This window comes from Wenjunlia tyrosinilytica, from assembly GCF_014646055.1.
Classification (GTDB): Bacteria; Actinomycetota; Actinomycetes; order Streptomycetales; family Streptomycetaceae; genus Wenjunlia; species Wenjunlia tyrosinilytica.
The window spans coordinates 1-11,858 of the sequence record NZ_BMMS01000074.1 but is presented as its reverse complement, the minus strand read 5'-3'; the positions used below and the strand labels follow the sequence as shown (position 1 = coordinate 11,858).

Annotated in this window: 11 protein-coding genes; all 11 read right to left on the bottom strand. The window is 69.3% G+C overall.

The window, feature by feature from the left end:
- Positions 1-513: 513 nt before the first annotated feature.
- A complete protein-coding gene (locus IEY86_RS34955; RefSeq protein ID WP_189135934.1) occupies positions 514-957 on the bottom strand; it encodes an NUDIX hydrolase in 444 nt (147 codons plus the stop codon).
- A 162-nt stretch (positions 958-1,119) separates the two neighbouring features.
- Positions 1,120-1,770: an STM4013/SEN3800 family hydrolase gene (locus IEY86_RS34950; RefSeq protein WP_229699045.1), complete on the bottom strand. Its 651-nt coding sequence runs from the start codon at positions 1,768-1,770 to the stop codon at positions 1,120-1,122.
- Complete coding sequence (locus IEY86_RS34945; RefSeq protein WP_189135933.1) at positions 1,767-2,267, bottom strand: phosphohexomutase domain-containing protein; 501 nt, start codon at positions 2,265-2,267, stop codon at positions 1,767-1,769. The genes IEY86_RS34950 and IEY86_RS34945 overlap by 4 nt, the downstream gene beginning before the upstream one ends.
- On the bottom strand, positions 2,260-2,901 hold the full coding sequence (locus IEY86_RS34940; protein WP_229699044.1) for a dTMP kinase: 642 nt from the start codon (positions 2,899-2,901) through the stop codon (positions 2,260-2,262). The genes IEY86_RS34945 and IEY86_RS34940 overlap by 8 nt, the downstream gene beginning before the upstream one ends.
- Positions 2,898-3,914, bottom strand: a complete 1,017-nt coding sequence (locus IEY86_RS34935; protein WP_189135932.1) for a radical SAM protein — start codon at positions 3,912-3,914, stop codon at positions 2,898-2,900. The genes IEY86_RS34940 and IEY86_RS34935 overlap by 4 nt, the downstream gene beginning before the upstream one ends.
- A gap of 104 nt (positions 3,915-4,018) precedes the next feature.
- Positions 4,019-4,465, bottom strand: a complete 447-nt coding sequence (locus tag IEY86_RS34930) for a hypothetical protein (RefSeq protein WP_189135931.1) — start codon at positions 4,463-4,465, stop codon at positions 4,019-4,021.
- A gap of 533 nt (positions 4,466-4,998) precedes the next feature.
- Positions 4,999-5,847 carry a helix-turn-helix domain-containing protein gene (locus tag IEY86_RS34925; protein ID WP_189135930.1) on the bottom strand — a complete coding sequence of 283 codons (849 nt, stop codon included), beginning with the start codon at positions 5,845-5,847 and terminating at the stop codon, positions 4,999-5,001.
- Positions 5,848-5,867: 20 nt separating this feature from the next.
- Entirely contained in the window at positions 5,868-6,392 is a 525-nt protein-coding gene (locus IEY86_RS34920; protein WP_189135929.1) for a DUF6879 family protein, read from the bottom strand.
- Complete coding sequence (locus IEY86_RS34915; protein WP_189135936.1) at positions 6,364-6,627, bottom strand: hypothetical protein; 264 nt, start codon at positions 6,625-6,627, stop codon at positions 6,364-6,366. The genes IEY86_RS34920 and IEY86_RS34915 overlap by 29 nt, the downstream gene beginning before the upstream one ends.
- A gap of 1,765 nt (positions 6,628-8,392) precedes the next feature.
- Entirely contained in the window at positions 8,393-10,210 is a 1,818-nt protein-coding gene (locus IEY86_RS34910) for a hypothetical protein (protein ID WP_189135928.1), read from the bottom strand.
- 56 nt (positions 10,211-10,266) lie between these two features.
- Positions 10,267-11,346 (bottom strand): AAA family ATPase, encoded by a 1,080-nt coding sequence (locus IEY86_RS34905; RefSeq protein ID WP_189135935.1) that lies wholly within the window; start codon positions 11,344-11,346, stop codon positions 10,267-10,269.
- Positions 11,347-11,858: the final 512 nt, after the last annotated feature.

Below are 11,858 nucleotides of genomic sequence, written 5' to 3'. Positions count from 1 at the left end.
GAACCACCGCGCCCCACCGACCACGACGAGTACGGCCCAACAAAGATCCACCCGACCATGCACACGGACGGCACCGTCCACGACTGAACTCCACGACCGGTCCAGACTCGTCCAACTCGGCCTTGATGCATCGAAGGGCGACCGCGGGTCACCGACGGCAAGCTGACCAAGGAGAATCTGTACCGGGGAAGCTGGCGTCAGCCAGGCCGCCATGAACCGGGCCCACACTGCCATGGTCGAATGGAACTCCTATGTCGCCGGGCATGGTCGGCGAGTCCCAGCGCGACGCTGAGATCACCGAACTCAAGTGGAAGCGGAAGGCCAAGACACAGGAGTGCACCCAGCTTCAGCAGAAAGCTCGATGCCGCCGCGACGGTCATCGGAGCCCCTCACCACGACAACGAGGCTCTACGCGATCACATCGCCTCACGCGGCGGCAACGTCGTGCCAATGGACTTCCGACGCTGACCGGCGTCACCGGCCCGGCAGGCCATCTCAGCCACACCCTTCCGGTCAGGCTGAGATGGCCTGCCGGGCGAGCAGGAGGGCCAGCGGGCCGCCCTGAAGCAGGAACCGGCCTTCCGTGGCGGCATAGATCGCTTCGGGCATGGGCCACCACATGAGCTTGAAGTGCTCTTCGCTCGGGGTGAGCTGCTGCGGGCCGAGGGTGAGCCGTTCGGCCAGGAACAGGTGCACGCGGGCGGTGGATCGCAGGGTGATGGCATAGGAGCCGAGAGGGAGCCAGGTCTCCGCGGTCACGCCGGCTTCCTCGCACAGCTCGCGCCGTGCGCAGTCTTCCGGCGATTCTCCGGGCTCCCGGCGCCCTCCAGGAAGGAACAGGTACTCGCCGCCGTGCTGCTCGAACTCGGCGGTCAGGACGGCGACGTTGCCGCCCGCGTTGCGGGCCACGATGACCGAAGCGTCACGTGTCGGTCCCCGGTCGGATGCTGCGGTCATGGTCCCCGAGCGTAGTCGTCGCCGGGAGGAGCCTGGCGGCGAACGGGACGTTCAACACGGCGGGGTGAGCGATCCCACGTCCCCAGTAGACGCCTTCTCCGAAGGCGTCTCCGTGGTCGGCGCACATGATGACGAGCCAGCGATGCTGCCTGGTCAGCACCGTCAGGAGCCGACCCAGGTGTCCGCCGCATAGGCCAGGGCGGCCGCCTGCGACTTCCAGGAGTCCTCGCTGTCTCCCGCGTAGTGCCCATGGGGGACGTGGGTGGCCGAGACGTTGACGAACAGGAACAGCGGCCGGTCGCGGTGCTGTTCCGCCACGGACAGGGCGTGCTCGACCTGGTGTCGGGTGGAATCCGGCTCGGGCGAGCAGAACTCCGGGCGCCAGGGGCCTTCGTGGAACATGTCGGGTAGCACAGTCCCCAAGGGGGTCTCCCGCGAGAAGTAGGTCACGCCGCCGAGGCACACAGTGCGGTAGCGGTGCTGCGCCAGGCCGGTCAGGAGGTTCGGGGCGTCGAAGACGAAGGTCTCGGGCCCGACCGTCTTGAACGCGGGGGGACGGCACTCCCACAGTCGTGGCGGCTGTACCGGCTGCGGGAGCCTGGGCAGAAAGCCGGAGAAGAACGCCATGTGCGCGGGCAGCGTGAATGTGCCGGGCGTCTGCCGCTCCTCCCACCGGCCGTCGGGCAGGAACCTGGCCAGGTGCGGGGTCTGACCGGCGTGCAAGGCCGCACGCGCGACGTCGTATCGAAGGGAGTCCAGCGTGATGAAGAGGATGCTGGTCTCGCTGCTGATGACCTCGGCAGCGTTGATCACGGGGTGACTCCCGCGAGATCCCGGCGGTTGGTGACGCTGCCCTTGGCGCCTTCGTTCACCGGGATGGGCACGTGGTCGTCGGCGATCATCTTGCGGATCTTCGCGAGCCCGGTCTCTTCGTCAACCGGCTGACCGGCAGCGTCGTAGAGGCGGATGGCCACGACTTGCTGCCCCCCGGTGTCGTCCGTGGCCAGCCACGCGCCTGGGACGTCTCCGAGCTGCTTCATCGCGCGCAGGAGTGTCGGTTCGTCGGCGGCGCCCAGGTCGGCGACCTGGCATGCGTAGTGCTTGGCGTTGATCGCTCCCTGGCAGAACCGGCGGTGGAAGTCCTCGGTCGTGGGCTGCCCGTCGTGGGCGACCGCGAGCGCACGGGTCTGGCTCATCACGATGAAGCAGGAGGCGATCCACCAGGCGACGCCCGGGTGGATCTCGTCGGGGAAGGTCCCGGCGACGCGGCCGTCACGGATAACGGCGTCGTGGTCGATCGGGTTAAGCACGGATCTCCTCCAGGTGCTTGATGATCGCTTCGGTTAGGGCTGCGGGGCTGCGGTTGTCGGTGTCGAGATGGACCGCGCTGGGGTCGACCAGAGCGACGGCTGTGAAGTTCTTCCGCAGAGCGCTCAGGCGCCCGGGGACGTCGAAGAGGTCGGTGTCGTCCTGCTTCAGGTCCGTCTTGGACTGGATGCGCTTGGACAGCTCGGTGTTCGAGGTGCTGAGGTAGAACGTGATGTCGGGGGTGATGAGGTAGGGGCGGAAGGGGGCGAGGAGGGCGCTCACCTGGTCGAGACCGGCGCTGTGGACGGCGGCGTGGCAGGCCAGGACGGAGGAGACGTACCGGTCGGCGACGACGGGGCCGCGGGTAAGGGCGTCACGGATGACGTCGGAAGCGTGCAGGAGTCCGGAGAGGTAGAAGGCGAACTGCGGGAGAGCCTTGAGCTGGTCGTTCACCGCCGTGGAAACGCTGCTGTGAGGCTCGGGGAGGGTGTGGAGTGTCGCCGCGTCCAGGCGTTCGCCCAACAGGCGCGTGAGAGTGGACTTTCCGACGCCGGAGATGCCCTCCAGGACCACGAACGGGCCCCTATAGTCCTCGGCCTCGGCAGGCGCGTACGGGGCAGTGAGAAGGTCGGTCACAGCGTTCCTTCCGTGAAGGCGGTGATGTGACGGGCGACGGCCGCGGGGATCTTCTCCGGTTCGGCGAGCAGGGGGCGGATGTCCATGCGGAGGTCGTCCCGCAGCAGGCACGGCTGAACCCCGCCGGCGTGGTCGACGCGGAGGGACCAGAAGCCTTCCACGCACTGGAGCTTGACGGGGCAGCTCCCGCACTGGCCGACGTGGTGTCGGCCGAGTTCGCGATGGATGACGTCGATCTCGATGCCGTCGATCCGGAAAACGCGCCGTCCCTGGCCGACGCCGGAGACTTCGATCTCCTCGTCGCTGGTCAGGGTGCGAAGGTGGTCGATGATTCCCTGGACGCCGATCGCGGAACGCTTCCGGCCCGCGTTGAAATCGGTGTCCACCAGTTCGATGAACTGCACGGGCATGCGCCGGTCAAGCGCAAAGGTCAGGATGTCGTGAAGCTCGTGCTCGTTCTCTCGCTGCACCAGCGTGTTCAGCTCTACCCGCTCGAACATCTCGCGCGCAGCCTCGATCCCGTCCAGGATGGTCGCGATGCCGATGCGGGTGTTCGCGATGGCCTTCAGCGACTCGTCCGAGAAGTAGTGAAGGGAGACCTTCACCTTGTCCAGGGCGGTCTGCGACAGCCATTCCTGGTGCGTACGGACCAGGGTTCCGTTCGTGATCAGGGTGTAAGTCGTGTCCGGTCCGTGGTCGGGAAGCTGGCTGAGCACCGGCCTCGCGAGGGGCGACATGAGCGGTTCGCCGCCGGTGAAGTACACCCGCTTCAAGCCCGCGTTCATCAGGCCGCCGAGAACGTTCAGAGAGTCCTCGGCGGTCATCTCGCGCAAGCGGGGACGTGCATCGCGGTGCAGGTAGGTGAAGGGCGGCGGGACGTCGCCCTCGTTGTGGCAGAACCAGCACTTTTCATTGCACTTGGGGGTCAGGGAGACTCTGAGCTGCCCGCGCAGTGCGGCGAAGTTCCGCAGCGCGGTCCAGTCCAGCCCGGTTTTCGGGAGCTGAAGGGCCAAGACATGCTCCTTTCGTAGGACGTATGTCGTGGTTTGCTGGTGCGGTGGTTCACCTCGGGCAGGGGCTGGCGAGGCGATGCAGGAGTGTCCCCGCCCGGGTCGGTCTACCTGCCGGTGTGCAGATCGGCCGTGTGGGCGGTGTCCCGGTCCGGCCGCTCGATCCCAGGCGGCGTGGCGCGGGCCTGCTGAGCCTGCGTCACGACCAGCGACGCCCCCAGCACGTTTGCCGTCAGCAGCAGGACACCGGCCAGCTGGCCGTCATCGCTCGGGCCAGGGCGGTGCCTGCCCGGTTCGGCACGGCCGGTCATGCGTCCATACCAAGTGCCGTGCCGGGCAACGCGCTCGACCGCTACCCATGTCGTGGGCCACTCGCCGGTCAGAGCGGCGCCGTACCGTGGGCGCAAGATCGGGACCCCGGCGCAGAGGTCCGTCAGGACACCCTCCTCGCCGCGCGCGGTGTCGCAGACCAGGTCGCCGACTTCGGCGCCACCTGCCGGCGCGGTCACCAGGATGCGTCCGCCGCCGCGCTGGTAGACGACTGCTCCTTGCACCCTCGGCGCCGGTTGATCGCGTCAATGGCGGCGCACGATCCTTCGCCGTCGTCGAAGAGCTGCCGGTAGTCGTTCCAGTCCGCATCGGTCCAGCGGTCGAGCGCGGCGCCGGGAACGATGCGTCGTCGCCGCCCACGTCCGCAGTCTCCGGCACGCCGTACATGCCCGCGCAGCACGCGCAGCCGTTCAGGTCGCCGACGGGCTGCCGAGGCGACGCAGTCCCGGCACACCAGCAGCAAGAGCGGGCTATGCGCTGCCTGTCCGTCAGCCGGTCGCGATCGATGGTGGGGACGTCCACCAGCCCCGGCAGGGGCGGGGACGTGCTGCGCGTCGTCATCGTCGCCGCCTCAGCGCTCGCGGACTTGGTCGAGGCGCAGGGCTGTCGCCTACGGGGGTAGGGGACGAGCCCGCGCGTTGCCGCCTGGTATCCGGGCCGGAGGTTGCGGATCGCCGGTCGGTTCCGGTGGCGACAACAACGACGGTAAGGAGGATGCGAATTCAGGCTCAACGAAGTTGCGGATAATTGCGCAGGTTTACCCGAGATCGTTGATCGCCGATTCGAGCAGCTGACGGGCATGGGTGCCGTGGACGGCCACCTGTCCCAGCTCCCGGAACGCCTTGAGGTAGTCGGTGATCTCGCGTGGCTGACGGATGTTGATCTCGGCCGTCAGGGTCTCGACCACGACGTGCCGGTCGTCGAAGAGGTAGAAGGCTTCGAGGGGCCAGATAGCGCGCTGCGCGCTGAACGGGATCACGCCGATGGAGACGGAGGGCAGCGGCATCACCTCAAGCAGGTGCCGAAGCTGCCCCGTCATCGTCTCGGCGTCGCCTATACGGGCCCGCAACACCCACTCTTCCAGAAGGACGACGAAGCGGTGGTTGCCCTCGTAGAGGAACCGGCTACGGGCCACCCTGGCGGCCACGGCGTCGGTCACGTCGTCGGGGGTGCCTTGGAAGCGGGTGATGGACCGCATCAACGCGGCGGCATAGTCGGCGGTTTGGAAGAATCCGGGCACGCCATTGGAGGCGTAGACACGGCACACGGCAGCCTGCTCGTGCAGGGTGTAGAAGTCTTCTTGGACCTTTCGCATCCCGTTGCGGTGCAGGCGCCGCCATTCCATGTACATGGAATCGACCGCGCGGGCGGTGGCGATCAGGTCGGCGGCCTGGTCGTCCGCGCCACAGGCCGAGCACCAAGCGCGGATATCGGCGTCGGTCGGACCGGCTTCGCCTTTCTGGATGCGGGTTGTCTTCGCGGGATGCCAGCCGCACCGGGCGGAAAGCTCCTTCCCGCTGAGACAGGCATCCTTGCGAAGGTGCGTCAGGCGCACGGCGAGTGCTTCGCGGGCCGCCTGGGCGCTGGACGAAGGAGAGGCGGCCATGTTGTGCAGTCCGCCCTCAGTCAGACCTTGAACGTCTCGTGTGGGATGCCACGAGCCCACACTTCCTCGAACGCGTCGTTGACCATCTTCACCACGGCAGGCTCGTCGTTGAACGCGTGTCCGGCCCAGTCGCCATCACCGGTGAACCAGTGGAACAGGACCCGTTCGTCGTCGATCAGCCACAGGTCATTTCCTGGAAGAGCGATGTCGGAAGCTCGCCGGCGCGGAAGCCACCGGACGGATTCACCAACCGCGATGTTGACCGCCGTCAGGGCGTGTTCCCACCGGATGTATTCGGTGACCGGCTCGGAGACGATCCGCGCCCGGCGCATCACCACCCCGCGGCCGACCGCCTCCCGGACGATCGGGGTCCACCCCTGCCAGGACGCTGAGTCAGGATCCAGGTCCACGGTGCCGCTGCGCCGGAATGCCTCGAACGCTGCGGTCTCGTCGCCGACGCTGTAAAGGTCACGCATCTCCAGGTGGACGGCGGTGCGTTGGGCAGAGCGCAGCAGTTCAGCGAAGTCCGGTACGTTCTGCGGCATCGCAGGCCTCCCTGAGAATCGGCACCATCCGCGCCGGAATGCGGACAACCGCCTCGTGGTCGGGGATGCCGGTGTCGTGACCGGGCACCCATTCCGTCTCGCTGATCTGCACCGACAGAGCCCCGGCGGGGACCCATCCCTGGATCACGAGTTCCTGCTTCTCCTCGTCGACCCACACGGTCGGCGAGCCGCCGCCGGTCGTGTTCGGGTCTATTCCGATGAACCGTAGCGCCACGGTGCCCTCCGGGACCAAGTCGGTTGCGGTTTCTTGCGCCACGCTTCTCCTGGGTTGGCAGCCGGTCAAGAGCGCAACCGGTCAACGCCGAGGTCGCTTCGACGAGCGTCAGCCGTTCCCGGACTCTGCGCTGTACGCCGGATGCTGCTCAACCGCAAGCACGCCGCCTTACCGGCGCGCACCAGGCGCCCCACTCCCAAACCGGAACGCCGGGGGGCGCCGTCGTCTGTACCCGGAGGCTGCAAGGCCCACATGCGGGCGCCATCCGCGGAGCTCGACTACAGCACCTTCACTCGCGTGCGGGCCGTCGGGCCCGGGATCTTCTCCAAGTGCTCGCTGCGCGAGACCACCTTCGCCTCCGTCGACCTGGGCGCCGCCCTGATCGACGACTGCGACCTGCGGCTGACCGAGTTCGACGGCGGGAGGTACCGAGGCCTGGGCCTTCGCGGCAACGGCCTGTCCCAACTCCGCGGCCTCGCCTATCTCAAGAACATCATCATCGACGGCACGGACGCTCCGGATGGCCGAGGCGCTCGTCGCCGAGCTGGACGTCACCGGCGGCGAAGGCCTCGACGGCAAGTAGCCCCGCACCTGCTCTCGGGAGACGCGTCCATGGGTCCACGGCTGATGTTCGACGCGTTGGACGAACGTGGCCCGTGCGACATCTCGCAGGTGCGGCTGACCGGCAACGAGCCCGGCTACGACGACGGCGCCGTAGTCCCCGACGGCGACTGGAAAGCCCTCACCACCGACGAGGCCGAGCAGTACCGTGCCAATGGCTCAACACCGGACAGCGTCCGGATCGAGCTCGCCCATCGGCCGCTGCCAGGCCTCGACCCGGACGACCTGGCAGCCCGTCTCGAAACAGCCGCCCGCCTCGACCCCCTCAACGGCCGTTGGCTCACACCCTCCTGGGCTATGCGGCCAACCCCGCAAACTGGCCCACCACCACCGAGGACCCCGCCACCCGGCCATCGGTCTGCACGTCGACACTTCGACCGGCTGCCGTACCCCAAGCGCCACCAGGGCCAGACGACTCTGCCTCAACCTCGGACCTGGCCCGCGCTACCAGCTCATCAGCGACCGCGGCGTCCAGCAGATCTGCCGCACACTCCACGCCGCCCCGGATCGGCACTATCCCCACACCCAGGATGTACGCCGGTACGTCGCCATCGGCCACGAGGCCAAGTGCCGCTGGCCGAGGCCAGCGGCATCATCGGACGCCGGCCAAGCGGTCGGCCCGTCACGGGCACAGTGTACGAACGGTGTGGGGCGGCCTGCCGACTCTCGGCAAGCGCGGATGATCCGAAGGCGATCCGTGACGAGACTCCGAACACTCCGAGAGATTCAATATCTGACGTCACCGTCAACCGCCGAGGTCACCCTGGACCACTTTCACCAGATCCACCGCCGCGCACGCCGCATACGCCCCAGCCACGCACCGCTGCACGTCCCCCAGGGTTCCGCGAAGCCCTGTGGCGCTGCATTCGGGCAGGGGCCGAGCAGTTCAAAGGGTTCGTCGTCGTAGTTCAGGGCACGAGCGAGGAAGACGGGCTTCTCAGCGGTCTCGGGCACGTCGCGGCGGCCAGCATGACCGCAGTGCCAGCCTGCTCTTCACCCCGGAAGCGGCCGTGCGGGCTCACGGCGGTGGTATGGCGGTCGAACATAGTGGCGGCGTGGGAGCGTTCGGCGAGAGACGTCATGGGGGCAGGCCTCGCGTGGGCTGAGGGGGTTCCGCCCCAGCGAGGCCGGGACGGCATTGGGGTCAGGGGTTGGGGGTGGCGAGGGCGGCGGTGGCGGCCTTGGCGATGGCTGCGGCGGCCTGGGCGGGGTGGGTGAGTTCCAGGAGGGTGGTGCCGGGCAGGGGGCGGGGGTCGGAGGCGAACGCGAGCCAGAGCACCGCGCAGCCCGCCGCGAGCAGGGCGGCGATGCGTTCGGCGGCGGGGATGGCTTCCTCGGGCCGGTAGTAGCCGTCGGAGGCGATCACCAGCAGGCGGCCCGCCCCCGGTGTCGTGAGGTCGAGCCCGGCGGTGAGGGCGTCGATGGTCTCGGCGAGGCTGTGGCCACCGCCGTCCGCGTCGAACTCGGTCACCCTGGTCGGGGCACGGCCGGGTGCGGTGATCGCGGTCAGGGACCGGCGGTAGGCGATGGTGGCGCTGCGCGAGTCGGGGTCGGTCAAGGCCGCGGCCTTGGCGACGATCCAGGCGGCCGAGGCGATCGGTGCGGCTGCGGCGCGCATCGAGCCGGAGACATCCACCGCGATGCCTACACGCAGCGGCGGGGTGGGACCTTGGCTGCGACGGGTGCGCAGCCAAGGCTGGGCTGTTGGGATGGCGCCCGCCGTCTTCTGCGCGTCACGCGCCAGGGCGCCCCGCATGTTCAGGCGCCCGGGCGGGACGGCCGAGGCCGTGACCGTGACCGTTCGTTCCCGGTAGGCCGCCGCCCGCAGCGCCCGCGCGAGTTGCCCGGCCGCCGCTTTCTCGGCCTGGGTGGGCGTCCGTGTGCCGGTGACCGGCGAGGTGGCGCGGCGGTCTTTGTCCCGCTGGCTGCTGGGGGTAAAGGGGCGGGCCCCGGGAGCGAAGACCTTCTCGGCCGTCTGCGCCGCCTGCCGCGCGTGCGCCGCCTGCGCGGCCCTCTCCCGTGTCCGGGCCGTGCGGGCCGTCTCGACGCGGGCCTGGGCCGCCGCCTGTGCGGCCTCGTTCGCTGCCACTGCGCCGACGACCTTGCCGATGGCCTCGGCGAGTTGTCCTGGGCCCTCGGTGGGGTCGGGGGCCGGTTCGGGTCCTTTCGGGTCGGCGCCGAGCGCCTGGCACCAGGCTGCGGCGTGCGCCAGCATCGTGTGCCCGTCCTCGTCGGCGGTGGTGTGGGCAGCCGTCCAGATGCGGGCGAGGGTCTGCAGCAGGCCCTGGCCGAGGATCTTGGTGACGATGTGCTCCAAGGGTCCTGTTTCATCCGGGTCGAGGATTCCGGCGTCGCGTCGGGCGAGGATCAGCCCGGCCGCTGCCGCCGCCTGCCAGCGGTCCGTGGGTGTCTCATGGGTGAAGTCCGCCATGACCAGGGTGTGTACGGCGGCCCGCAGGAAACGGCGGTCGCCTGGGCGGCGGTGGAGGTGAGCGTGTTCGGCCCTGGATTCCTCCAGGAGTTGGGCTGCCGCATCCAGGGCGGTGCCGCGCAGCGGCGCTGGCGTGGCCCAGGCGCTGTGGCGGGCGTGCGCGGCTTCGTGGGTGAACGCGCCCCAGGCGACTGGGTAGTTCTCCTCATCGCCCACCCGGGTGGGGTCGATGGTGGCCGGGTTGAGCGGGGCGAACAGTCCCGCGTCGATCTCCAGTTGGGCGGTGCGCGGGTAGAAGGCGGCCGGGGCGCCGGAGCGGGTGCCCGTGGCGCAGGTGACGATCACGTCCTCGCGTTCGGCGAGTTCGGGCAGCCGCTCCCCCAGGGCGGCAGCGATGCGCAGCCAGTGCGTGTCTTGGGGGCCGGGGCGGGGTTCGAAGGCGGGGCCGCCGTCGTCGTCCCAACGGGCGAGGTCTCGTTCGGCCTCGGTCAGGGTGGGCGGGGCGGGCGCGACGTGAGCGGGTGCGGGCATGGCGGATCGGTCCCTTTCAGTGGTTGGGTGGAGTGTGACCGGGGCGGGCCCCGGGCTCAGAGCTGGCGGCCCAGGGCCAGGGCGGTGACCGGGCGGCCGACGGCCTTGGCGACGATCTCCGCCACCGCATCCCGGTCCTCCAGAGGGGCGATGCCGACCAGGTTGGCGAAGGCGGCCTCGGTGCCCAGCACGTCGGCGATCTTCTGAAAGGCAATCAGCTCGCGTAGCTGCGGTGCCCATCCGACCTCGCCCGCCTGCTGGGCGGTGGCCAGGTGGCGGGCGATCCGCACCGCTGTCCGGTTGATCTTCAAGGCGGCCGCCAGGTCGTAGTCGGAGCCGACCTGGATCTGCACCGAGAACCGGGATGCGAGGGCTTCGGTGAGTACCGCCCCGTGGACGCCGGGGTTGTGTCCGGCGATCACGTAGAAGCCGTCGGCGGCGGTGATCGTCTCGCCTTTGTGTGCCTTGACCTGGATCTGCCTGCGGCCGTCCATGGCCGGGTACAGGGCTGCCAGTACCTTCGGGGAGATCAAGGTCGCGTCGTCCAGGAGCAAGGCGCGGCCTTCGCGCATGGCGGTCACGAGGGGGCCGTAGATGAACTCGTAGCCGCCGTTCGCGTTCTGGGTGTACTCGCCGATCAGGTCGCCGACGGTGGTGTCCCCGTCCCCGGCGACGGTGATCAGGTCCGGGAAGGCCGCTTCGATCAGGGAGGTCTTGCCGGTACCCGGCGGTCCGTACAGCAACACCGCCACCTGCGCCTTGCGCAGGCGCTGCAGTGCCTCGACGTCAGGCAGTTGCGCCAGTGAACGGGGATGGTACTGCTGCCCGTTCGGCCGGGTGATCGGCTCCGGCCGCCCGCCCAGCGGCCCAGCCGCAGGAGCCTGCGGAGCTGCCGGTCGTGGCACCGTGCGCGTGCCGACCGGGGCAGGCGCAGGCGGTAACGCGTGCTGCGCTGCGGTGGCCGTGGCCGAAGTCGCCCGGTACATACGGGGCTTGGAGCCGACCCGTTCCGCCTCACCTCGGCTCACCAGCGTCTCGCAGGCGTTGCCGACCGCCCCGCCCGAATGCCCGAGCGCCCTGGCCAGCTCCGTAACGCTGAACTGGACCCCCGCGTTCGCGGCGAGGACCTTCGCGATCCAAGTCCGCAGTTCCCCCGGGCGCGCCTTGCCGCCCGCGCTGGGCGGTGAGTTCGCAGGTGCGGCCGGGGAGTTCGGCGCGGCGGGGCTGGCGGGCGGGTGCCCGGTGGGGCCAGGGGGCGTGGGCATGGCGGTATTACTGGTCATCACTCAAGGCCTTTCATTGATTGGTCGAGGTGGTCACCCTTTTGGGCACACTCCACCCGTCATCTGTTTTCAGGGAGACCCATTGGCGGGCTTTCCATTCCCCACCTTCCGGGAACAATTCAAATATAGCTCGACCCGCACCCCACTTGAAGCCATATCCCGGCTTGATAATGCTGGAATTCTCGTGAATTCACGACGGGTATTCAGATGGATTTTCCGCCGCGCGACGCAAGTCGTCGTGGACGGGGGCCTGCACGACCGATTCCCAGGTCGCTGCGCGCGCCCGGCACGGCGCCCCGGCACGGCGCCCCGGCACGGCGCCCCGGCACGGCGCCCCGGCACGGCGCCCCGGCACGGCGCCCCGG